This is a genomic window from Mucilaginibacter aquariorum, assembly GCF_024498135.1.
In the GTDB taxonomy this organism is placed as follows: Bacteria; Bacteroidota; Bacteroidia; order Sphingobacteriales; family Sphingobacteriaceae; genus Mucilaginibacter; species Mucilaginibacter aquariorum.
Window position 1 is genome coordinate 180,975 of sequence record NZ_JANHOH010000005.1, and the last position, 23,803, is coordinate 204,777.

General features: G+C 40.3%; 19 protein-coding genes. 14 read left to right on the forward strand and 5 right to left on the reverse strand.

All coding sequences use genetic code 11. From position 1 onward, the window contains the following. The first annotated feature begins 157 nt into the window (after nucleotides 1-157). The 5 genes from NPE20_RS18615 (at nucleotide 158) to NPE20_RS18635 (ending at nucleotide 8,748) form a co-directional block, all read left to right on the forward strand. Nucleotides 158-2,557, forward strand: a complete 2,400-nt coding sequence (locus tag NPE20_RS18615) for an ABC transporter permease (RefSeq protein ID WP_256540204.1) — start codon at nucleotides 158-160, stop codon at nucleotides 2,555-2,557. Nucleotides 2,558-2,582: 25 nt separating this feature from the next. Further along, entirely contained in the window at nucleotides 2,583-5,051 is a 2,469-nt protein-coding gene (locus NPE20_RS18620; RefSeq protein WP_256540205.1) for an ABC transporter permease, read from the forward strand. A 20-nt stretch (nucleotides 5,052-5,071) separates the two neighbouring features. Continuing rightward, complete coding sequence (locus NPE20_RS18625) at nucleotides 5,072-6,529, forward strand: serine hydrolase (protein WP_256540206.1); 1,458 nt, start codon at nucleotides 5,072-5,074, stop codon at nucleotides 6,527-6,529. Between the two features lie 42 nt (nucleotides 6,530-6,571). Then, on the forward strand, nucleotides 6,572-7,204 hold the full coding sequence (locus tag NPE20_RS18630) for a 3-keto-alpha-glucoside-1,2-lyase-like domain-containing protein (RefSeq protein WP_256540207.1): 633 nt from the start codon (nucleotides 6,572-6,574) through the stop codon (nucleotides 7,202-7,204). Between the two features lie 107 nt (nucleotides 7,205-7,311). After that, on the forward strand, nucleotides 7,312-8,748 hold the full coding sequence (locus tag NPE20_RS18635) for a toll/interleukin-1 receptor domain-containing protein (RefSeq protein WP_256540208.1): 1,437 nt from the start codon (nucleotides 7,312-7,314) through the stop codon (nucleotides 8,746-8,748). 93 nt (nucleotides 8,749-8,841) lie between these two features. Here NPE20_RS18635 and NPE20_RS18640 read toward each other — a convergent pair whose 3' ends face one another. Continuing rightward, nucleotides 8,842-9,252, reverse strand: a complete 411-nt coding sequence (locus NPE20_RS18640; RefSeq protein WP_129876119.1) for a BrxA/BrxB family bacilliredoxin — start codon at nucleotides 9,250-9,252, stop codon at nucleotides 8,842-8,844. A 204-nt stretch (nucleotides 9,253-9,456) separates the two neighbouring features. Between NPE20_RS18640 and NPE20_RS18645 the strand changes: the two genes are divergently transcribed. The 5 genes from NPE20_RS18645 to NPE20_RS18665 all read left to right on the forward strand — a co-directional run bounded on the left by NPE20_RS18645 (nucleotide 9,457) and on the right by NPE20_RS18665 (nucleotide 13,202). Then, on the forward strand, nucleotides 9,457-10,308 hold the full coding sequence (locus NPE20_RS18645) for a M23 family metallopeptidase (protein WP_256540209.1): 852 nt from the start codon (nucleotides 9,457-9,459) through the stop codon (nucleotides 10,306-10,308). Nucleotides 10,309-10,421: 113 nt separating this feature from the next. Further along, the gene (locus NPE20_RS18650; protein ID WP_256540210.1) at nucleotides 10,422-10,598 is read left to right on the forward strand and encodes a hypothetical protein; all 177 of its coding nucleotides are present in this window, start codon (nucleotides 10,422-10,424) and stop codon (nucleotides 10,596-10,598) included. A 95-nt stretch (nucleotides 10,599-10,693) separates the two neighbouring features. Further along, the gene (locus NPE20_RS18655) at nucleotides 10,694-10,978 is read left to right on the forward strand and encodes a hypothetical protein (protein ID WP_256540211.1); all 285 of its coding nucleotides are present in this window, start codon (nucleotides 10,694-10,696) and stop codon (nucleotides 10,976-10,978) included. A gap of 118 nt (nucleotides 10,979-11,096) precedes the next feature. Further along, a complete protein-coding gene (gene ahcY / locus NPE20_RS18660) occupies nucleotides 11,097-12,413 on the forward strand; it encodes an adenosylhomocysteinase (RefSeq protein WP_256540212.1) in 1,317 nt (438 codons plus the stop codon). A 168-nt stretch (nucleotides 12,414-12,581) separates the two neighbouring features. After that, entirely contained in the window at nucleotides 12,582-13,202 is a 621-nt protein-coding gene (locus NPE20_RS18665; RefSeq protein WP_256540213.1) for a hypothetical protein, read from the forward strand. Between the two features lie 18 nt (nucleotides 13,203-13,220). On the opposite strand, the gene NPE20_RS18670 is transcribed toward NPE20_RS18665, so the two are convergent. After that, nucleotides 13,221-13,622 (reverse strand): DUF5655 domain-containing protein, encoded by a 402-nt coding sequence (locus NPE20_RS18670; RefSeq protein ID WP_256540214.1) that lies wholly within the window; start codon nucleotides 13,620-13,622, stop codon nucleotides 13,221-13,223. A gap of 138 nt (nucleotides 13,623-13,760) precedes the next feature. Here NPE20_RS18670 and NPE20_RS18675 point away from each other — a divergent pair, with 138 nt between their 5' ends. Together NPE20_RS18675 and NPE20_RS18680 are read left to right on the forward strand one after the other, a co-directional pair. Next, nucleotides 13,761-15,365 (forward strand): aminopeptidase P N-terminal domain-containing protein, encoded by a 1,605-nt coding sequence (locus tag NPE20_RS18675; RefSeq protein WP_256540215.1) that lies wholly within the window; start codon nucleotides 13,761-13,763, stop codon nucleotides 15,363-15,365. Nucleotides 15,366-15,755: 390 nt separating this feature from the next. Next, entirely contained in the window at nucleotides 15,756-16,472 is a 717-nt protein-coding gene (locus NPE20_RS18680) for a pyridoxine 5'-phosphate synthase (RefSeq protein WP_256540216.1), read from the forward strand. Between the two features lie 11 nt (nucleotides 16,473-16,483). On the opposite strand, the gene NPE20_RS18685 is transcribed toward NPE20_RS18680, so the two are convergent. Continuing rightward, nucleotides 16,484-16,942 (reverse strand): Lrp/AsnC family transcriptional regulator, encoded by a 459-nt coding sequence (locus tag NPE20_RS18685; protein ID WP_256540217.1) that lies wholly within the window; start codon nucleotides 16,940-16,942, stop codon nucleotides 16,484-16,486. 161 nt (nucleotides 16,943-17,103) lie between these two features. Here NPE20_RS18685 and gcvP point away from each other — a divergent pair, with 161 nt between their 5' ends. Beyond that, the gene (gcvP, locus tag NPE20_RS18690; RefSeq protein ID WP_256540218.1) at nucleotides 17,104-20,013 is read left to right on the forward strand and encodes an aminomethyl-transferring glycine dehydrogenase; all 2,910 of its coding nucleotides are present in this window, start codon (nucleotides 17,104-17,106) and stop codon (nucleotides 20,011-20,013) included. 353 nt (nucleotides 20,014-20,366) lie between these two features. Continuing rightward, nucleotides 20,367-20,786: a response regulator gene (locus NPE20_RS18695; protein WP_256540219.1), complete on the forward strand. Its 420-nt coding sequence runs from the start codon at nucleotides 20,367-20,369 to the stop codon at nucleotides 20,784-20,786. On the opposite strand, the gene NPE20_RS18700 is transcribed toward NPE20_RS18695, so the two are convergent. Next, nucleotides 20,783-21,553 (reverse strand): MBL fold metallo-hydrolase, encoded by a 771-nt coding sequence (locus tag NPE20_RS18700; protein ID WP_256540220.1) that lies wholly within the window; start codon nucleotides 21,551-21,553, stop codon nucleotides 20,783-20,785. The two genes, NPE20_RS18695 and NPE20_RS18700, sit on opposite strands and share 4 nt — an antisense overlap. Nucleotides 21,554-21,641: 88 nt before the next feature. Then, the gene (locus tag NPE20_RS18705; RefSeq protein ID WP_256540221.1) at nucleotides 21,642-23,627 is read right to left on the reverse strand and encodes a right-handed parallel beta-helix repeat-containing protein; all 1,986 of its coding nucleotides are present in this window, start codon (nucleotides 23,625-23,627) and stop codon (nucleotides 21,642-21,644) included. Between the last annotated feature and the right edge of the window lie 176 nt (nucleotides 23,628-23,803).

Here is a 23,803-nt window from a genome sequence, read left to right on the forward strand (position 1 = left end):
TGTTTATAACCGAACACTGTATTGTCCGTTTACGAACGGTTAGTGAAACTTACATAAATGTAAATAATTGATAATTAATTGTTTATAAAATTGGCACATATCTTATATAATATCCCATAGCAAGCTTGCTTGCTAATTGCCAATTAAACAATTTATCATGTTCAGAAATTATCTTAAAATATCATGGCGTAACCTTGTAAAAAATAAGGTACACACTTTTATAAATGTAACCGGCTTATCGGTTGGCATGGCGGTAGCTATGCTTATAGGTCTTTGGATTTGGGACGAATTATCGTACGATAGATACTTTAAAAATCACGAAAAGATAGTACAGGTATGGCAGCATCAAACCTTTAACGGTAAAGTAGGTAGTCAGATATCAATGCCCATCCCTTTAGGTACCATGCTTGATAAGGATTACCGCAGCGATTTTAAATACGTGGTGCTTTCCAGTTGGAATTATGAACACATATTGGCTTTTGGCGATAAAAAGATAACAAAGCAAGGCAGTTTTATGCAACCCGAAGCGCCGGATATGCTTTCCCTCAAAATGTTAAAAGGAAGTAGAAAGGCATTAACAGATCCTTCATCCATTCTACTTTCACAGAATGTAGCGAAAATTATTTTCGGCAGCGAAAACCCTATGGATAAAACCATAAAGCTGGATAACCAACATTTGGTTAAAGTTGCAGGGATATATGAAGACCTTCCGCATAATACATCTTTTAGGGATCTGACCTTTATCCTACCATGGGATTTATACCCGGTTAGTCAACCCTGGGTAAAACGCGCGCAAACGCAATGGGGAAATAACTCTTTCCAGATTTTCGCGCAGTTAAACGACAACACCAATATTAATAAAGTTAACGCCCGTATAAAAGCGCTTAAAGAGAAAAATATAGCCTTGGCGGGTGACAAAGTAGGTGCATCATTTAAACCGGTAGTGTTTTTACACCCTATGGATAAGTGGCACCTGTATTCGGAGTTTAAGGATGGCGTTAATACCGGCGGGGCTATACAATTTGTATGGATGTTTGGTATTATAGGCATGTTTGTACTGATGCTCGCCTGCATTAATTTCATGAATTTGAGTACAGCCCGGTCCGAAAAGCGGGCAAAGGAAGTAGGGATCCGCAAAACAGTAGGTTCGCTGCGCAGCCAACTCATTGGCCAGTTCTTCAGCGAATCGTTAATGGTAACTGCCTTTGCTTTCCTGCTCTCGATAGTTATTGTATTACTGATACTGCCATGGTTTAACCAGGTGGCCGATAAAACCATGAGTGTGCTATGGGCCAATCCTGTTTTCTGGATCATGGGTTTAGGCTTTAGTCTGCTTACCGGTTTAATTGCAGGCAGCTATCCGGCGTTTTACCTGTCATCGTTTCAACCGGTTAAGGTATTAAAGGGTACGTTTAAAGCAGGCAGATATGCCGCTTTGCCGCGTAAGATACTGGTGGTATTACAATTTTGGACCTCGGCCACGCTTATTATCGGCACTATTATCGTTTTCAGGCAGGTAGAGCATACCAAAGACCGGCCTGTTGGGTACGAACGTACTGGCTTGGTGCAAATGGGCATGAAATCTGAAGAGATCCACAAAAATTTTGCTGCCGTACGTAACGATCTGCTGCAAAGCGGTGCTATAATTGAAATGGCAGAATCGGGCAGTCCGTTAACAGACGTTTATTCTAACAACAGTGGTTTAAATTGGAGAGGCAAAGCGCCAGACCTGCAGGACGATTTTGGGACCATCCGTTTAACACCGGAGTTTGGTAAAGTAGCTAATTGGAAAATTATTGAAGGGCGTGATTTTTCACGTGAATACATAAGCGATTCAAGTGCTATGATATTGAACGAGTCTGCTGCAAAGTTCATGAATTTTAAACACCCGGTAGGCGAAATTATAGAGTGGGGCGAGAATTATAAATTTAAAGTGATCGCTGTAATAAAAGATATGGTGATGTCATCGCCATACGAGCCGGTTAAACCAAGCATATTTGTTTTGGATAAGGGAGCCGGTGATATGGTGGATATTCGCCTGAACCCCAAAAAGAGCACCCGCGAAGCCTTAAATAAAATTGAAGCCGTATTTAAACAATACGACCCGGGTAGCCCGTTCGATTATAAGTTTACAGATGATGAGTATAATAAAAAATTCGCTAATGAAGAACGTGTAGGCAAGCTGGCCGGTTTCTTTACCCTATTGGCAATCTTCATCAGTTGTATGGGTCTTTTTGGCATGGCATCGTTTATGGCCGAGCAGCGCATTAAAGAGATCGGTGTTCGTAAAGTATTGGGTGCATCGGTATTTAGCTTGTGGCGCCTAATGTCGACTGATTTTATTATCCTGGTAAGTATATCATTGTTAATTGCTATACCAACTGCATATTACTTTATGCATGGCTGGCTGCAGGATTACAAGTACCGTACCGAGCTTTCCTGGTGGATCTTCGCGTTTACTGCTGTAGGTGCAATTGGTATCACGGTGCTTACTGTAAGTTACCAAAGTATAAAGGCCGCCCTTACAAATCCGGTAAAGAGTTTAAAAACGGAATAAGATAAGACACGATTATAAAAACATTATGATCAAAAATCATTTAAAGATAGCCTGGCGTATACTGCTTCATCAGAAGGTATTTTCGCTGATTAATATATTAGGCCTGGCTATAGGGTTGGTGGCATGTCTGCTTATTGTACAGTACATTAGCTTTGAGTTAAGCTACGATAATTTCCAGAAGAATGGGGCCGCCATATATCGTATTAAGCACCAAACATATACAGAAGGTAACTTAACAGAAAACCTGCCTAAAACATATTCGGCTGTTGGCCCGGCTTTAAAAGCCGAATTTCCGAATGTGCGGGAGATGACCCGGGTAGCCAAACTGGAAGGGCAGGTAAGTACGCAGCAGCCAGATGGTGAGATCACCGCTTTTAATGAACGCCGCTTGTATATGGTAGATGCATCGTTCCTTAAAGTGTTTTCTTTTCCAATGGTTAAGGGGGCAGCGGCTGCTTTAAATAATCCTAACTCGGTTGTTATTACAGAATCGACAGCAAAAAAATACTTCCCTAATCAGGATGCTGTAGGCAAAACAATTAAAATACAGCAGCAAATCTCGGGCACAAATATCACCGCAGCTGTTACAGGGATCTGCCGCGATGTGCCTGCCAATTCGCACCTGCAGTTTGATTTCCTGGTATCGCAAGATCTGAAAGCCGGCGACTGGTTATACCCGGATTTTTACACCTACGTTTTATTATCGCCACATACAAGCCAGCAGGCCTTTGAGGCACGTTTGCCTGCTTTTATGCATAAGCGTATCAGCGATGGTAACCCAAGCTCCAGCTTTACTTTAGGGAAAACCAATATTGGCAATATCCGGTTAACGCTACAGCCCCTAAAAGACATCCATTTATACTCAAACCTTACACAAGAAATAAGCACGGGTGGCAATGGCAAAATGGTGTGGTACCTGGGTTTAATAGCCGCGCTTATCCTGCTCATTGCTTACATTAATTATATAAACCTTTCTACTGCCAAGGTGATAGAAAGGGCCAAAGAGGTAGGCATTCGTAAGGTATTGGGTTCGGAACGGATCCAGCTGGTTACACAGTTTTTGTTCGAGTCGATGCTGATCAATGTATTCAGTATTATGGTAGCGGTATTTGTGGTGATTATGTCAATGCCGTGGTTTAGCGCTTTATGTGGCGTACAAATGCAGTTTATACTTTGGAAAGATCCTGTTTTTCTGATTGGCTTTACCGGTGTGGTAATGGCAGGTATACTACTATCGGCATTGTACCCTGCACTGGTGCTTTCCAATTATAAACCGGTGCAGATCTTAAAAGGCAAGTTCCCAAATATGGGTAGTAATATCACCCTCCGTAAATCATTAGTAGTTTTCCAATTTGCTGCTACTATAACATTTATGATCGGCACACTGATCGTATACCGGCAGGTTAATTTCATGAAAAGTTCTAATCAGGGCATGGATATGAAACAAACCCTAATTGTACTGGCACCGCAAAGTGTAAGGGCCGATGATGCTGCGGCAATAAATTACGCCCTTAAGGATAGTGTTTTTCAGACTGAGCTTTTACGTAACCCACGCATCCAAAGCGCTACATCATCGTCAAGCATTCCGGGGCAAAATATTGATTATGTGATGTCGTACAGTCGCCCCTCAACAGGTGCCGGAGAAAAGGCTGTTCGGTTACCTACATTTGAAATTGGCGGAAAGTTTATTGATCAGTTTAAGGTGAAGATAATTGCCGGCGATAATTTTAAGTTTGATAATTTTGCCCGCAGGCAACCCATGATGTTGAACGAGGCCGCGGTTGTATCGTTAGGCTTTAAGAACGCCAAAGACGCTGTAGGGAAGATAATCCAAACAAAAAATGGAAGAGGTAGGGTGTTCGAGAATGAAATTGTGGGGGTAATAAAGAATTTCCATCAAACATCATTGAAAGACGCCTTTACGCCTATCGTTTTCAGGCAGATAGATCCATCGAGCATTACCCACTACGAGCTGAAGGTGAACAGCGCGGATATGGCCGCCACTATTGCACAGGTTCAAAAAACATATAAAGGCGTTTTTACAGATGCTGCTTTCGATTACTTCTTCCTGGATGAGTTTTTTGATCAGCAATACAAAACGGAGCAAAATTTTGGGCAGGTGTTTAGTCTCTTCTCGGGCTTTGCCATTTTTGTGGCTTGTTTGGGGCTGTTTGGTTTAACACTTATCACCATATCACAACGCATAAAAGAGATTGGTATCCGCAAGATACTGGGTGCATCTATCACCAATATATTAGCACTGATAGCAAAAGATTTTGTGGGATTAATAATTATTGCAAACGTTATTGCCTTACCATTGGCTTATTGGGGCAGCTACCAATGGCTACAGAACTATCAATTTAGAATCCAGTTTAGCGTATGGTTCTTCGTGCTGCCCATGTTGGCGGTATTATTAATAGCTTTAACAACAATAAGCTTTAGGGCACTAAAAGCGGCGGTGGCAAACCCGGTAAAAAGTTTGCGGGCCGAATAGTAAGCAACCTTATATAATTTATGAAGAAAACGATATACATCCTGTTTGCAGTATTTTTACTAAGCAGGTTTGATGCAACAGCACAATCTGCCGGTGATACCCTGCAAAAGAAAATACAATTAGTAGAGAAAAGCCTGGTTGGTATAATCCAAACAGAAGGGCAGCCGTTATGGACCATTGAGGAACGCATGAAGCATTATAGGCTAAACGGCGTTAGTGTAGCGGTTATCCATAATTATAAAATGGAGTGGGCTAAAGGTTATGGCTGGGCTGATGCTGCTAAAAAAATACCGGTAACCGAAAAAACGCTTTTTCAGGCGGCGTCTATAAGCAAATCGTTAAACGGGGTTGGTGTTTTAAAGCTTGTGCAAGATGGTAAGCTTGACCCGGATAAAGATATTAACCAATACCTCACCACCTGGAAATTCCCGTACGATACTGTAGCAAAAAATAAAATAATCACTACCAAAAACCTGCTTAGCCATACCGCGGGGTTAACCGTGCATGGCTTTGGTGGTTATAGTCATAAAGATACCATACCTACCATTGTACAGATCCTTAACGGAGCTAAACCTGCCAACTCAGATCCAGTCCGCTCTATGTTTGCGCCAGGCTTACGGTCCGAATATTCGGGTGGTGGTATTACCATTTCACAATTGATACTGACGGATATTACACATCAGCCTTATGACAAGTTTATGTATGAGCAGGTACTAAAGCCCATGGGGATGACCAGCAGTACTTACACACAACCCCCGGTTAATATAAAACCTGAGCTATTGGCTACGGCATATCGTGATAACGGCAACGAGATAGAGGGCAAATACAACATTTATCCGGAACAAGCTGCCGCCGGGCTATGGACTAACCCTACCGATCTTTCTAAATATATTATTGAAACGCAACTGGCTTATCAGGGCAAATCAAGTAAGGTGCTTAATCAGGCTACTACAAAATTGAGGCTTACACCTTACCTGGATAAAGCTGCTGCCCTGGGTGTTTTTATTGATGATCTTGAAGGTACAAAATACTTTCAGCATGGCGGTGCTAATGAGGGTTTCAGATGCCAGTATTTTGGCAGCCTTGAGGGCGGCAACGGTGTAGTTGTTATGGTAAACTCTGATGATGGGTCTATTATGAACGAAATTATAAACAGCGTAGCTAAAGTTTACAACTTTAAAGGGTTATACCGCTCAAAGGTTTATAAAGAAGTTGCTGTGGATAGCGCGGTTCTACAAAGCTATGTAGGGAAATATGAAATGAGGCCGGGCTTTAACCTATCCATAACGCGTGAAGGAAATAAATTATATGGGCAGGCAACCGGGCAGGGCAAACTTGATCTGTTTGCTGAAGCGCAGAATAAGTTTTTCCTGAAAATTGCCCCTATCGAAATAGAGTTTATTAAGGATGATAAGGGGAAAGTTGTAACATGCAGAGTATACCAGGGTGGTGTTAACGATGCAAAAAGGATAGAATAATTTTTATCAAGGGATTGAAACTGTCTTAACGCAATAAAAATCATGAAAATATATAAGGCATTATTTTTCGCGGTAGCTTGTTTATTCGGTATGAATTGCTTTGCACAGGAGCGTCATCAAAAGGCGGCAGATTTTACTGTAGTTAACCGGCAGTTAAGTTTTGGTGGTGATGGAAGCCTGCACCTTAATGAGGTAGATAACGCGGGTATTGCATGGTTGAATAACACGCGATTCAAATATGGCACTATAGAGTTTGATGTTAAGGGCAACGATAAACCGCAGGGTAGTTTTGTAGGGATAGCTTATCATGGGCTAAATGATACCACTTACGAATGTGTGTATTTTAGACCGTTTAACTTTTTGGCGGCCGATCCTGTGAGAAAAAGCCATGGGGTACAATACATTGCCGTTCCTAAATATGACTGGCCAATGCTGAGGGAGAAATACCCGAATAAGTATGAACAGGCGGTTGTTCCGGCGCCCGATCCTAATGCATGGTTTCACGCTCGTATTACTGTTACCCCAAAAAAGATAAGTGTGTATGTGAATGGAGTGCAAAAAGCAATGTTGGAGGTTGAGCCGCTCACAAACACAGGCGGCACAAAAATTGGTTACTGGGTTGGCAACGGTTCGCCCGGCGATTGGAAGAACTTAAAAATAACCAATGCGAATTGAAAGCTCTAATATCTTTAAATTACAGTCTAAATTAAAGCATAAAGCTAAATATATTAGTAATTGTCGGTGTCATTTATTAAATTTACCCTGTTTAATAAATTGATAAAATGGATATTTCCCCTAAAGTTTTTATTTCTTACAGTTGGACGACACCCACTCATGAAGATTGGGTTATTAATTTATCTGAACGGCTAATGTCAGATGGAGTTGATGTTACAATTGACAAATGGAATTTGAAAGAAGGTCAAGATAAATACTCGTTTATGGAATCGATGGTGACATCGCCTGATATAAGTAGGGTTTTGATTATTTTAGATGAAAAGTACGCAGAAAAAGCTAATGGTAGAAATGGGGGAGTTGGAACCGAGACACAAATTATCAGTCCCCAAATTTACTCAAACGTATCTCAGGAAAAATTTATTCCAATCGTTTCTGAACGTGACTCAATTGGCGAACCATTTTTACCAACTTATTTAGAAGGTCGAATTTATATAGACTTATCGTCATTAGATTTTTTTGAAGAAAATTATGAAAAACTATTACGAAATATTTTTCAACGACCGGCATACACAAAGCCCAAAATAGGGACAGCGCCAACTTATCTTTTTGAAAGTAAAATTACTACTCCAAGAATATCTGCTTTAAATAAATCTTTGATGCATGTTTTAGATAAACACCCAGAGAGAGTTAACACAATTAGTAAAGATTTCTTTAATGAGTATTATCAAGCATTAAAGTTATTTTCACTTAAAGATCTATCAAATAACTCGATTGATATCGGCAGACAAGTAGTGGAAAATTTAAATGAGTATACCGATTTGAGGAACGACTTCATTTACTTTTTCTCTAAAATAGTTCAACCAGAATTAAAGATAAATAGTGACATAGTTATTAAATTTTTTGAGCGACTTAACTTATTGAAAGATCCGTTAGATGATAGGGGAAGTTGGGCGCCAAGAGAATTTGCTATTTTTCATTTTATTATACATGAGCTATTTCTATATGTGGTGGCTTTGTCTTTGGAAGCTGAAAATTATCTGCTTTTAGATGATTTATTCTATTCGCAATATTTCTTGCAAGATAAATATGAAAGATATAAGGAGCCTGTCGGTTTCGAGAAACTTTACAATGCCACGGATGTGTTTGATGAATATTATAAACAGACATTTTCAAAAAACTTTTTTAGTTCAATGGCGGATTTAATCGTAAAACGTATACCTGAAAGTATTGATAAAAACTTATTCATTGATGCAGATTTATTATGTCATTATGTTGCGGTGTTAAATGGTAAAAGGTGGTTTCCCTTAACATACGTTTATAAAAAGGACAGAAAACCTGAATTATTTCGTAGGTTGAATTCACAACGACATTTTGAAAAAACAAAGGGGTTATTTGGTGTCAAAAATGTCGAAGAGCTTAAGATTATGTTGAATGATTTTAAATTAAAAGAAGTGAATAGAAATTATGGGTATAGTAACTCCTTTGACCTTGTTACACCAATTTATAATCTGGTTGATATTGATTCAATTGGATCGAGTCGTTAAAATAAATAAATAAAAAGCCCGATGCATTCACGTCGGGCTTTTCTGTCTTGTATCTTGACTCTTGATTCTTGACTCTTTCAGTCTTGAATCTTATTAGCAGTATTGTTCAAACGCACCTATCAGATTATCGGCAATCATTTGTGCCGGGCGGCCTTCTATCTGGTGGCGCTCTATAATGTGAACCAGTTTGCCATCTTTAAACAAAGCCATTGATGGTGACGATGGAGGATAAGGCAGCATCAGGTTACGTGCAGCGTTAACAGCTTCAGTTTCCATGCCTGCAAAAACGGTTACCAAACGATCCGGGTGTTTTTCGTTAGCTGCTGCAAAACGTGCTGCAGGGCGTGCATTAGCTGCCGCGCAACCACAAACCGAATTTACCATAACAAATACAGTGCCTTCACTTTTAATAGCCTGCTCAACAGATTGGGCATCCTTTAACTCTTCAAAACCAACTTTGGTTAATTCTTCCCTCATTGGGGCAACTAAATATTCTGGGTACATAATTTTAATTCGCTTAAATTCAATACAAAAATACCAAATTCAAAATAAAAACAACCCCACATCAGAATAATGCGTATTAATTGACGTTTCGGTTATAATACAACAGAGGGAATAGAAGAGGGTGAAATTTTTATTATATTGCATCGTTAGTTTGTTAACCCCCTAATTAAACTATAGAATGAACTTAAAATTTAAGATTTAGGTATGGGAATTATTACAAAAAAAAATAACGACCAGCCAAGGATAGTACAGGTAAAAGCAAGACATTTTAATTCGCTTAAATTTGCTGTTGCGGCTGTATTAATAGTAGTAATGATACTGATGACCGCCATAGTGCGCTTAAGTACGCAATCGGTACAGCAAAGGCAGGAAAACAGCAGGCTACAATCTCAGGTGGCTGCACTACAAGGCCAAATAGATAAAGAATCGCAAGATGAATTGCTGGTTAATGCCGAAAAAGAAGGCAACCGCAGCAAGGCTGTATCTTATATACAAGATATTCAGGCTAAACTAAAAACCATAAATAATTTCATGAGCAAGCGTGGTTTACGCGGAATATCATTTAGAAAGCTAAATGTTGGCGATAAACCCAAAAGCGATACCAAGCTATATGCCGATTTTAGCAATTATCTGGATAGGTTGGTAAACAACATCGCCTTTACCCCAATGGGGTATCCAAGGTTAAGTTCTTTCACGTCCTTCTTTGGCTCGCGCGGCAACCCGTTTGATTTCGGCGGAAGTGAATTTCATCCCGGTATTGATTTTGCCGGCCACCGTGGCGACCCCGTTAAATGCACAGCCAGCGGCAGGGTTATATTTGCAGGCAGGGCAGGCGGTTATGGCAACTGCATTAAAATACGCCATGCCAATAACCTGGAAACATGGTATGGCCACCTGTCAAAAATAAATGTTAAAGAAGGCCAGCGTGTAACTGTAGGGGATATGATTGGTAAGGTAGGTTCAACCGGGCGCTCAACCGGCCCGCACCTGCATTACGAGATCCGTAAGAATGGCCACCCGGTAAATCCAAAACAGTATTTGAGTTTAAATATGTAAGCTTTACCCGGCGTTCTTTATCACCTTATTTTTAGAAAATTAAGGGTAAGATTGCTAAGCATTTTGAGTGATAATAAATATTATATTAGCCGAATAATTTAACCTTTATCAAAATGAAAGAAAACCTAAAAAATGAAGAGTCTAAGAAAAAAGGACAGGTAATTGTTGTGTCAGAAGCAGCCCTGGCAAAAGAGAAATCGGATCTAACACCCAAAGAACGATGCGAAGCTGATCATGTTGGAAGATGCGGCGCCTGCGATGACGACGGTACTTTTACTGCCTGTGCATAATGAAAATAGTTATACTTTGTTTTTGGGTTATTTTAACTCGCATTGGTTATTACTTTTTAATACAGGGTACCCACCCGGGGCTGTATTATATACAAATGAGTAATTTAAAAGATATCAGTCAGTTTTTAGCCATTGCTGTTTTCCTGTTTCTATACTATGACAGGCAATTACCCATTAAAATAAAGCGTGTAATTATTTTTGCAATTGTATACTGTTTATCCTTTACGTGTATCATGTTATACCCTTTTATGAGCAGCGATTTAAGGGTTATTAGCGAATCGTTTTTACTTGCTTATAACGCATTTTGGGCCTATGCGGTAGCAGCTATGTTTTTGTATTTAGTATTTGCTTCCGATAACTTCTCAATAAAAAGTGCTTGAGTTGCAACCATCCAGGGCAGTGAAGTTACACCTGTTATGCAATAGGATGGTAATGATATGCAATCAATTTCATTAAAATATTTATATTCACTATTTTTGCATTTCAAAATTGAATAATATGTCATCAGTAGAAACTGCATACGTTAAAAGTAAAGTGAAGGATACTTCGCTGGCCGCCTGGGGCCGCAAGGAAATAGAATTGGCCGAAGCAGAAATGCCCGGTTTAATGGCTCTGCGTAAAGAATATGGCCCTGCTAAGATATTAAAAGGCGCACGTATTGCAGGTTGTTTACACATGACTATTCAAACCGCGGTATTGATTGAAACCTTGATCGAGCTGGGTGCCGAAGTTACCTGGTCGTCTTGTAATATATTCTCAACGCAAGATCATGCTGCTGCCGCTATTGCTGCCGCTGGTACCTCTGTTTATGCCTGGAAAGGTATGAACGAGCAGGAGTTTGATTGGTGTATAGAGCAAACGCTTTTCTTTGGTGAAGACCGCAAACCATTAAACATGATATTGGATGATGGCGGTGATTTAACCAATATGGTTTTAGACCGCTACCCCGAACTGATTGATGGCATTAAAGGTTTATCTGAAGAAACCACCACAGGTGTACATCGTTTATACGAGCGTATGAAAGCCGGTACATTACCAATGCCTGCTATTAACGTGAACGATTCTGTAACCAAATCAAAATTTGATAACAAATACGGTTGCCGCGAATCATTGGTTGATGCTATTCGCCGTGCTACCGATGTAATGATGGCCGGTAAAGTGGCTGTTGTTTGCGGTTATGGTGATGTTGGTAAAGGTTCTGCAGATTCATTGCGTAACTCTGGTGTGCGTGTAATTGTAACTGAAATTGACCCTATCTGCGCATTACAGGCAGCTATGGAAGGTTTTGAGGTTAAGAAATTAGGCACTGCTATTAAAGAAGCTGATATCGTAGTTACTGCAACGGGTAACAAAAACATCGTTCGCGAAGAGCACTTCCGTGCCCTTAAGGATAAAGCTATTGTTTGTAACATTGGCCACTTTGATAACGAGATTGACATGGCCTGGTTAAACGGCGCTTATGGCAGCTCGAAAATTGAAATTAAACCACAGGTTGATAAATATACTATCGACGGTAAAGATGTTATTGTATTAGCCGAAGGCCGTTTGGTAAACTTAGGTTGCGCTACAGGCCACCCAAGCTTTGTAATGAGTAACTCGTTCACCAACCAAACCCTTGCTCAGATTGAGCTTTGGACAAACCGTGATGCTTACGAAAACAAAGTTTACACCTTGCCAAAACACCTTGACGAAAAAGTTGCCCGTTTACACTTAGAAAAAATTGGTGTTGAACTGGAAGTTTTAGATCAGGACCAGGCCGAGTACATTGGCGTAACTGTTGAAGGTCCGTTTAAACCGGAGTACTACAGATACTAAAAAAATATTCAAGACTTTTAGAGTCAGGAATCAAGATAAGGAAAAGGGATATGGTGTGAGCCATGTCCCTTTTTTTGTGCCAGCTGGCCGCTGTTCCTTAAATAGCTATGAGTAGCTATAGTAAGCCGAAAAATCAAATAATATATTTATAGCAATCTATCGGATCTTATGGAAGACAAAGGCTCGGCTGTAAAGGCGTTAATACTTTCCGGATTTTTTGCCATACTTGGCACGGTGGTAGGCGGCGTTGTGCAGGGATACTGGAATGTTAAACTTGCCGAGCAGAAGTATCAGTCGGACCTGATACTAAAAGCACTGGAATCAAGCTCGCCCGATGAACGGTTGCAATCTTTAAAATTGCTGGTACATACCAATTTAATAAAGCAATCAGATGTTAGAGATAGTGTTACCAATTACATACTCGAAAAACAAAAGGATCCGGAAACTATACCGCAGGTAAAGGCCGCTGCGTCACAAACCCTCGAGGCACCTATCATAAGTAATGCCCGCATCTATATATTAGCCGGCAATGCAAATAAAACATCTGCCTTTAATGATCTTAAACTACAGCTTAATTCTGCAGGGTTTAAAATTATGAATGCCCGCACTATTGTAGACCCCGGCCGACCCAATAACCCGGAGATAAGATACTTTAATCCCGAGGATGAGCAACAAGCAGAAAAACTTGCAGAGTTTATGCGATTTAAATATGATAAGGGATATGCTGCAATCTTGTACAAAGATGCAAAAGCCAAACCCGGTTATATCGAAATTTGGCTGGGAAGATGATAACAGATCTTGCGTTTCTTACAACAACTCATACGATTCCCTTATCCAGCTAAACAATTGCGGCCTTAGCTCAATGGTGTTGCTTAACCTGATGTGGTTCTCAAATTTACCCGCAGTAGCGATACTTTTTATTACGGGCGGTTCTATTAATTGCGTTGCCGAGTAAAATTTTAGGTCGAGTACTTTTTGCATGGGGCGGATAACAAAAAAGGTTTGTTTATGCACAAACGTAATGCAGTTGGGGGTAGTGCCTACTAAAACATCGGGCCAGTCGGCAACTTCTGCTAGCAGTTTATCAAATAGTAAAAGCAGTTCATCGGGTTTGCCTTTAAACAGGTCGTCGAGGCTCACCCGTGCACAATAATGGCTTTGGCTTTCGCTTGTCAATTCGCGGTCGCATTTTGGGCAGGTATAAGGCATTGCTTTTAATTAGTTTGGCATAACGAATATATTAAATTATAGTTTGAGTGTTTGGCAGCAGACAACTGCTTGTTTAGTTGTGTTAATATATTTTATTTAATTTGTACCTTGATGCAGTTTTTAACACCCTCATTAATAATGAAACTATTCAACAAAACATTTATTGCGGCCGTGGCTATGTGCCTGGGCACGGTAATAGCTTTTTCGCAAGAAAGCCAAAACACCCCCAAAGATTATCTCAGCAAGGAATTTCATGCAGGCCGCAGGCAGGCATTGCGTAATTTAATGCCCGCCAATTCGGTAGCGGTAATATTTGCTTACCCCGAGCAGGTTTTTTCAAATGATGTAAACTATGTTTATCATCCTAATCCCGATCTGTATTATTTCTCGGGATATAAAGAACCGGACGCGGCTTTATTGATATTTAAAGATGTGCAAGGCTCGGGCGATACCAGCTATAACGAAGTGCTGTTTGTGCGCAAACGCGATGCACAACGCGAACAATGGACAGGCAGGCGCCTGGGCGTTGAAGGCGCAAAAGGGCAATTGGGGTTCAAAAGGGTTTACAACAGCAGCGAATTTGCCAAATTCCCTATCGACTTTAAGAAATTTACAACCGTTATATATGATGACTTATCTGAAGATGCCAGCGGCGATCTTAAAGGGTTGATATCTATATTTAAAACGAAGGCGGCTGTGCCTGATGTGGATAAACAATTAATGAATGATTTTAATGTAATTGACAAATACGCAACTGCTAAAAACATTTCGCAGATAATGAATTTTCTGAAACCTCGCCTTAGCGATGATGCGCACAAGAACAGCGCTATCATACAAGAGTTGGTGGCCAAACCAGACTCGGTTACGTTAATAAGTGTTAAGGCAAAAATTAAAGCCGAGTATGGTAATACCGCGCTATTTACAGAATACACTACAGCCCTGCGCGGAATTAAACAACCGGAAGAGTTGGCACTGCTAAGCAAATCGGTACAGCTATCCAGCATTGCCCATGCCGAGGTGATGCGTGCCGTAAAACCAAATATGAGCGAACGTGAACTGGAAGGTATTTTAATGTATGTGCACAAAAAATATGGTGCGGAGGGTGAAGGCTATCCGCCGATAGTTGGAGTAGGGGCGAATGCCTGTATCCTGCACTACGAAGAAAATAACGATCTGGTGCTTAACAACCAATTGGTATTGTTGGACGTGGGTTCGGAGTATCATGGTTACTCGGCTGATGTTACACGTACCGTACCGCCAACCGGCAAATTTACCGAGGAGCAGAAATCTATTTACCAGATAGTTTACGATGCGCAGGAAGAAGTGTTTAAGATGTGCAAAGCGGGCGTCCCGTATGCATCGCTGGAGGCAAAAACAGGTGAAGTGTTAGCCGCGGGCCTTATTAAACTGGGGATAATAAAAGATGCAAAAGAACTGCGTACCTACTATCCGCACGGTGTATCACACCACATGGGTTTAGATGTGCACGATAAAGGTTCGTATGCAGGTAACCTGGAAGAAAACATGGTAATTACCGTTGAGCCGGGCATTTACATCCCGGCAGGCAGCAAATGCGATAAAAAATGGTGGAACATAGGCGTACGTATAGAGGATGATATAGTGATTGGTAAAGAAAAAGGCACTAATTTATCAATAGATGCGCCAAGAAAATGGCAGGATGTTGAAAAAATGGCCGCCGAAAAAAGTATATTTGACGGTGCGAAATTCCCGCCGCTTAAATAGGATTACTTATTATATTAGAAAGCCCCGATGCAAATTGGGGCTTTCTTTTTATAGCGTTTTGATTTGAGTTTTAATGTGCGGGAGGCCTCTATGCTTTAGGCGTACGAAAGTATTTTTTGATCAATAAAAAAAGAAGTGATTATAATGGTGACGATATTTTGTCAGGAGCTTATTTTTTAAAGTGTTTAATATCATCTATTTATGAATATTCACGGGTGTTCACGGCAGTGAACGTGAACACTTGTATTAGTTCGACAGGCTCACCAGAACAAAAAGAAAACAATAAATGTAGAAGGGACTTCATAATACTTGCAAATAAGCGCAATCATAAAAATGTTTTAATAGTTATTAATGTAATAGTGATATTTGCGCAACATTATCCTACAAGTTATGACGCGATTATCTGTCAATATCAATAAAATAGCTACCCTGCGTAATTCGCGTGGTGGTAACAACCCCGATCTGATACAAGTAGCCAAAGATTGTGAACGTTTTGGCGCGCAGGGCATCACAGTGCACCCGCGACCGGATGAGAGGCATATTCGTTATGACGATGTTTTCGCATTAAAGAAAATAGTAACTACCGAGTTTAACATTGAAGGCAATTGCCAGGAGCAAAAGTTTATTGATCTGGTACTGGCCAACAAGCCCGAGCAGGTAACTTTGGTGCCTGATGTTTTAGGGCAGATAACTTCAAATCACGGTTGGGATACCATAGCTAATCAGCAGTATTTAAAAGATATAATAAAGGTGTTTAAAAATGCCGGTATCCGCGTATCCATATTTGTTGACCCTGTTGTAGACATGGTAGAGGCTGCCGCAACCACTGGCACCGATCGTATTGAACTATATACCGAAGCCTACGCCCATAACTATGCTGCCGATAAAGAAACGGCGATTGCCCCATACGTAAAAGCGGCAGAAGTAGCCCAAAAGCTTGGACTTGGCATTAATGCCGGTCATGATCTTGACTTGCACAACCTTCAGTATTTTACCCAAAATATCCCAGCACTGGATGAAGTTAGCATAGGCCATGCCCTTATCAGCGATGCTTTGTATTATGGTTTGGAGAATACTATTCAAATGTACCTGCGCCAATTAGCCTAAGTATTTCATGCCTAAATATTATAGGCATAGGTCTTTTTAATCTCTTTTAAAACAAAAGCGCTATTTAAGATCCCAATATTGTTAATTTTTGACAGCTTATACCTGATGAAATCATGATATTCATCAATGCTGCCCACATTTATTTTTAACAAAAAATCTATTTGTCCGGCTATATGATAGCATTCCTGCACCTCATCGAGCTTTAAGATCTCTTCTTCAAATTTATCGATATACTCTTCGTGATAGCGCATGGATACCTGGCAGTAGCTGGTAAAGGCCTTGCTAATCATCTCTTTATTCAGAATAGCAACATACTCCTTAATAAAGCCCATGTTTTCCAGGCGCTTTATTCTCTCATAAACTGGTGAGATAGTAAGGTTTAGTTTTGAGGCCAGTTCTTTAGTAGTGATCTTGGCGTTTTTTTGCAGTTCACGCAAAATGCTTTTGTCAATCTCGTCTATGGGTTCCATTAGGATAATTTTTCTTAATAAATGGGCGAATATCGTGTAATTAAGATTTTTTTTATAAAAATAACATCTTCTGCAGAAAAATTTACCAATATACTTAAGCTTATAAAATAAAAATTCTTTATTGCGTAAATTTGGGCGGGATAATATTTAAGCAGTAAAGCATGAAATTAGATACACAGTACCAGGAAAAATTCGAGCATAGGCACATCGCACCTAACCAGGCAGACACCGAAAAAATGTTAAAAACCATCGGTGTAAATTCACTTGATGAATTAATAGATGAGACCGTACCTGCAAAAATAAGATTGAAAAATCCGCTGAATTTACCCGCTGCCAAAAGCGAGTTTGATTATCTGAATACGCTTAAACAAACAGCTTCAAAAAATAAAGTATTCAAATCATATATAGGCCAGGGATACTATGATGTAATTGTTCCGGGCGTTATACAGCGTAATATTTTAGAAAATCCCGGCTGGTACACGCAATACACGCCTTACCAGGCCGAAATTGCACAAGGCCGTTTACAGGCATTGTTAAACTTCCAAACAATGGTTATTGATTTAACCGGTATGGAAATTGCAAATGCATCGTTACTTGACGAGGGTACTGCTGCTGCCGAAGCTATGTTTATGCAATATAGCCTGCGCAAAAATCAAAAAGCCAATGTGTTTTTTGTATCTGAAGAAGTATTCCCTCAAACCATTGATATTTTAAAAACCCGCAGCGAACCTTATGGTATAAAACTGCAAATTGGCGACCACCGCAATGTGGAACTAACCGACGAAATGTTTGGTGCCATTGTGCAGTATCCCGCAGGTAATGGCGCGGTTTATAACTATACCGATTTTGCATCGGCGCTACACGGAAAAGATATTAAGTTAACCGTTGTTGCCGATATCATGAGCCTTATCCTGTTAACCCCTCCGGGTGAATGGGGTGCTGATATTGTTGTAGGATCTACCCAGCGTTTTGGTGTACCAATGGGCTTTGGTGGCCCGCATGCAGCGTTTTTTGCTACTAAAGAAGAGTATAAACGCTCTATCCCCGGCCGTATCATTGGTGTAACTATTGATAGCGCAGGCAACTATGCTTTGCGTATGGCCCTACAAACCCGCGAGCAGCATATCCGCAGGGATAAAGCAACTTCAAATATTTGTACCGCGCAGGCATTACTGGCTATTATGGCTGGTATGTATGCCGTTTACCATGGCCCGCAAGGGTTAAAACTGATTGCGGAAATGATCCACGGGTTAACCGTTCTTTTAGCTAACTCGTTAAAAGAACTGGGTTACGAACAACTGAACGAAACCTATTTTGATACCCTAAAAATTGAGCTTGGCGTATTGGCCGGCCCGGTGAAATCAGAGGCATTAAATAACGAGGCTAACCTTAACTATAAAGGTACTGTAGCTACCATCTCTATTGATGAAACTACATCATCAGAGGATATTAAAACGATAGTACGTTTCTTTGCGAAGGTTAAAGGGAAAAATTTGACTGATTCTAATTTCGAAGATTTTAAAACTAATGTTGAAGGGATTATCCCAACAGAATTACAACGTACATCCGCATACTTAACACACGGTTTATTTAACTCGCATCACTCGGAACACGAAATGCTGCGCTACATAAAATCGTTAGAAGCAAAAGATCTTTCGCTTTGCCACTCCATGATAGCCTTAGGCTCATGTACCATGAAACTGAATGCTACTACCGAAATGGTACCGGTTACCTGGGCAGAGTTTAGTAAAATGCACCCCTTTGCACCAACCGACCAGGTTGGCGGCTATATGCAGTTATTTGATGAATTGAATAAATGGCTGAGCGAGATCACTGGTTTTGCAGCCATGAGCTTACAGCCAAATGCAGGCGCGCAAGGCGAATATGCCGGTTTAATGGTTATCCGCGCTTATCATAACGATAGGGGAGATCATCATCGTAATATTGCTTTGATCCCCTCATCTGCACATGGTACAAACCCTGCATCTGCAGCTATGGCGGGCATGAAGATCGTAGTTGTTAAATGCGATGACAATGGTAACATTGATGTTGCCGACATGAAAGCCAAAGCCGAGCAATATAAAAACGAATTATCTTGTTTGATGGTAACTTATCCATCAACACATGGTGTATTCGAAGAGTCTATCATCGAGATCTGCGAGATCATCCACCAAAACGGCGGACAGGTTTACATGGATGGCGCTAATATGAACGCACAGGTAGGCTTAACAAGTCCGGCTAATATAGGTGCCGATGTTTGCCACCTTAACCTGCATAAAACCTTCTGTATACCACATGGTGGTGGCGGCCCGGGTATGGGCCCAATTGGTGTAGCTAAGCACCTGGTGCCCTACTTACCAGGCCATGCTGTGGTTGATATTGATAACGGTAAGGCTATTCACGCGGTATCTGCAGCTCCATGGGGTTCTGCATCTATATTGATCATATCACATGCTTACATCGCTATGATGGGGGCTGATGGTTTAACCAATGCAACCCGTTATGCTATATTGAATGCCAACTACATTAAAACGCGTTTAAAAGATCACTACAATGTGTTGTATACCGGCGCCAAAGGCCGTTGCGCACATGAGATGATATTGGATTGCCGTTCGTTTAAAGCATTTGGTGTTGAAGTTACGGATATAGCCAAACGTTTAATGGATTACGGTTTCCATGCGCCAACAGTATCTTTCCCGGTTGCGGGTACAGTAATGATAGAGCCTACCGAATCTGAACCAAAGCATGAGCTTGACCGTTTCTGTGATGCCATGATATCTATACGCCACGAAATTGAAGATGTAGAGAACGGTGTTTCAGACAAAACAGATAACCCATTAAAAAACGCGCCGCACACCGCGGCTGTAATTACAGGCAACGAGTGGGAGCACACGTATACCCGTCAAAAAGCGGCTTATCCGCTACCTTATGTTGCGGCATATAAATTCTGGCCGTCGGTTGGTCGTGTAAATGATACTTATGGCGATAGAACGCTCATCTGCTCATGCCCCCCACTAACAGATTACGAGTTTGAAGAAAGTGAAGTAACCACACCAGAGTACGGAACTTGAAAATAAAGTGCAGATTTGCGGGTAGGCAAAAATGTACATATCAATAATTTTAACATCAATGGACGAATCTTATGTTTCGTCCATTGATGTTTTTGCGTATATTCAAATAACGTGTAGGTAAAATTTTATGATAACTCTTCACCGTTAAACTTTACTTCGGCACGCCCGTACTGATAATTATTGCGTGTGCAAGATCCTGGCTACCAGGAAGGAGATGAAAAACGATAAAAAAGGGCTATTAAATTGAGCAGGAGTATAATTTTAACTGCTGTATTATATAACTTTATCAAAAGTTTAACGTTTACAACCTATAGGAATATAACCTTTTAATTTGCATTTCCGTATAAGAAAGTATGAGCCCTAGTAACGACAAAACAGTAAGTGTTTTATTGGTTGACGACGATGAAATAAACAACTTTATCTCTATAAAATTGATAAAGAAGGCTTTGACCAATTCTGATATTATGGCATGCCTTAATGGAAAGTATGCGATTGATCAACTCTCTGAAATTCAGCGCAAAGATCCTGAAAAGTTGCCTGATTATATTCTGCTGGATATTAATATGCCTATTATGAATGGCTGGGAATTTTTGGATGAATATAAGCGTTTAAACCTTGATCCCCTTGGTAAAAGCAAGATCTATATTATATCGTCCTCGGTTTTTAGTAATGATATTAACAAGGCACGCTCATACCCCTTAGTGAAAGATTTTATATCAAAACCGCTTAACGTAGAAAAAATTAAGGAGCTTTTTGGAGTATCTCAGAACTAAACAGGTGTAACCACAAACTGCTCGTCCTGGTAACTCACTTTGCCAATTGCTGTTGCCCTTGCATGGTAAAACAGGCAAATGTCCCCCTCTGCGGCAGCTTTTTTACCATACTGAATGCGTAGCTCTGCGGCCCTGTGTCCATCGTAATCATATTTGGCCACAAACTTTCTAATTAGTTGCTCGGGTTCGGGTAATTCATCTCCTCCATAAAAAACTTTTTGCCCTTCTATATCTATCCAAAATACCTGGTGGAATTTGCTGTGCCCTGCAGATAGCTCGTATTTTATGCCTGGTTTATATTCGCCGTCGCCATCAACAAAATCAATATCAGCGGTATCTTTTAATGCTTCAAAAATATCTGTATGGTACGATGATGATTTACCGGTCAATCCAAATTCAAATTCCTGGCGTTGTATAACATGTTTTGCATGCGGGAAGCTTGGCTCTAATTTGCCGTTACGCTCAACTACTAATCCACCAGAGTGATCATAGTGCAGGTGCGACATTAACACCAGGGTCACGTCGTCCGGGTCGAAACCTGCATTGCGAATGTGCTGGTGAAGCAGTAATTCATCGCGGGTGTCTTTATAACCAAGGCCGGCATCCAGTAAAATAAGGTCGTCATTAGTTTTTATAAGAAACGGGTTAACATGTATGAATAGCGAACCCGGGCGGTCTCGTTTACTATCAGTTTCGGGGTTAAAGGGAATGAATTTTTTAGTAGCATCAACCGAATACGACCCTTCTCCCAAAGCAAAAATTTCCATAGTTATATGTTTCTGCAAATATAAGGTGCAGAAAATTGAGAAGGGAACGTTGGGTGATAAATGACATTAATACGGTTGGTGTCCAATGTTATTTAAAAACTAAAACTTTAAATGTCCCAACGGCAGGGTCTATCAATGCCGATGAGTAATTATTAAACTGTATTTTAACCATATTTGCAGCGCTAACCCTTGCCGTATAACACGAATTTGCATTTGATGCGGCATTTGGTATTCCCAGATTAACAATATCCCCATCCGCAGCACCTGCAACGGTAATTGTTAATTCAGAACTTGTACCGGCTGCTGTTGGTAAAAAATCTAATGAAGCTGCAATTATTAATTTTGTACCTGTGCCACCGTATTTTATGGGTAATGTGAAGCTTGTTGAATTAAATAACGAAAAGTTATTAGTAGCATCAATATTCATTGTAGGCCCGGTATTAAAAATAACCAGGTTGTTTTTATTGGTGTACGTTGCTCCTGCCTGTACAACTAAACCTCCCGAGCTTCTGTTTAAAGCTATTGTGTTGTTATTGCAAGTTCTAAAATCAAGAAAAGTGCCTGTTACCCCGTCAGCATCATTATTTGATATATTACTAAACATAACTTTTGAAAACCGTATGCCAATGCCGGGGCATAGTTTAAAATGATTGTTTATAAAAGAGCTGTGCCTTAAACTATCATTAGTGCCATTAGACATTAGTATGGCAATGTTTGCGGCCGATTTAAACACCGTATTATTTTCAACATCAAAATTTGACACGCCAATGAAATAGAAAGCATAATCTGTAGGCGCTGTGTGGTGCGATACTGTGTTGGAATAACACCGAACACCGTGCGTGCCTAACCCATCTTGCTCAGCTATTTGTATACCCCGCTGGCTTACACTATCTACGATATTGTTACTAATTACCAGGGCAAAACCATTACCGCCCGCTTCATCTGGGTAGGGGCCACCGTCATAAGGGTCAGTGCTGCTGGCGTTACCGTTACCTGTTGCAACAATCCCTACTATGGCGTTTACAATACTATTTCCGTTTATGGTTATTCCGCGCCCGCGTACCTTAATTCCCTGGTTAGCTTTTTTAAAATGGCAGTTACTTACAGAGCCATACATGCCTGACGAAACATAAATGCAATTATCAAACAAATTGTACCCTGTTATATCGCTAATTGAAAAATGTTTTGAAACATCTCCCAGTGTAATTGCTGTACCAGTATTAATTGCATGCCCGTTCCTGATCTTTAAATATCCGTTCTCTGATGTAACCGGATTAACCAGATTGTCATTAGCAACTGATATAGCAGGGCAATAATTAGCATTGGTTTTGTGGGTATCGTCTAAAAAGCCGGTATGCAAAAATCCTTCAATGTTACTGTAAGTAGTTTTACCTAAATAAATAGCAGTGCGTTTAGCACTGCTGGTTATATTTTGTATGTTACAGTTGCTGCCATTTACCATATAAATAAATGCCCGTGTTTGGGTTGGGCTATTTATCATAAAAGATGCATACGTTTCACTTCCCAGGAATATAAAGTCTTTTATAGTTACGTTTTGTGGAGCTGTAAAGTAAAAAGTACCCTTGTTATTATACGTTTCCTTTATTTTAACGCCGTTGCCATTAATAATAAGGTTTGATGCATTCGCAATGTTAACCGCGCTATCAATTAAATAAACAATATTAGGGTTAAACCTTATTAGCCCGGTATTATACTTGCTAAAAACATAATTAAGAGCTGCGGATGCACTTACTGTACTATCTGTTGGCATAGCGGTATACCATTGCGGCATAATGCCGTTATATTTATCATAATGCCTGTACCAGATACTATCTGCCTGGGCCGACGAATAAGTTACTATATCGTCCGGTACTATTGCGCCTTTAGGTAGTTTGTTGAAGATCCCGCCTTTATATATATCCTTTACAATAACAGATTTTGATTGCCCCGCATAAGCTTGCATATCTGCAATTGAAGTAACACTAATAACCAGGCTATCGGTGGCAGGCTTTTCAGCCGCTATGCTAAGGGTTGTAAAAAACGTAAATAATAAAAGGGTTAATAAGAATTTCATTAAGATGGTAGGTTTATGGTTTAATACGATGAACATCTCTGGTAGGTTCAAACATTTTGTACAAACATAGTTTTTAAAATGTGATTGCTTGATAATACAGTTGGCTTTATAAGCCACAAATTATAATTTTTAAACCAATTGTAACGTTTCTTAACCCGCCACGTCTATTATTTATA